This is a genomic window from Paraburkholderia sp. SIMBA_054, from assembly GCF_046534875.1.
Lineage (GTDB): Bacteria > Pseudomonadota > Gammaproteobacteria > Burkholderiales > Burkholderiaceae > Paraburkholderia > Paraburkholderia hospita.
Genome location: NZ_JAWRXV010000197.1, coordinates 1 through 711 on the forward strand (window position 1 = coordinate 1; position 711 = coordinate 711).

Annotated in this window: 1 protein-coding gene; it reads left to right on the forward strand. The window is 59.9% G+C overall.

From position 1 onward, the window contains the following. Positions 1–250: 250 nt before the first annotated feature. Positions 251–711: IS110 family transposase (locus SB822_RS54740; protein WP_410858805.1), on the forward strand; the 461-nt coding region annotated here is incomplete at its 3' end.

The following is a 711-nucleotide window of genomic DNA, read 5'->3' on the forward strand; positions in this document are numbered from 1 at the left end:
TGGGCGAAGGAGAGCGCGGTGGGCAACGCGCAGCGTTGTCCACGGTAAGCTTTCCGGTGCGCCGCAGGCGCATCGTCCACAAATCCACAGCCTTGGTTTTGTGTCGGTTTGGCAAGGCTCGTGCAGCCTGATGACACCTTGGGTTTGCAGCCCGCAGGATAGCGAATGGCGCACGAGCTGAGCCGCTCATCAACAGCCCGAACAGTTGTTTGAAAAAAGTTCGCATGTACAAGGAGGGGTAGTGACGAGCTTGCCAGATCCGAAACCGATTACCGTTGGCATTGACGTTTCCAAGGCTACGCTGGATGTGGCGATTGGCGTCAAGGCAACGCCGCTGAGTGTCTCCAACACGACGGATGGCTTCGATACCTTGCTTGAGGAACTGGCGCGCCACCGGGTTGCGCTGATCGTGCTCGAAGCGACAGGCGGGCTGGAAATGGCAGTAGCTTGCGTATTGCAGGCCGCCGGATACGCCGTGGCAGTGATCAATCCACGGCAGGCGCGAGACTTTGCTCGTGCGATGGGGCAACTTGCGAAGACTGATCGCATCGATGCTCGCATTCTCGCCCAGCTCGGCGAAGTGATCGAACGTCATCCCGAGCGCGAGAAATTCGTCAAGACCTTGCCGACCATCGAACAGCAAGCGCTGGCGGCGCTCGTTGCGCGGCGTCGGCAGTTGATCACGATGCTCGTCTCCGAGGGCAACCGGCT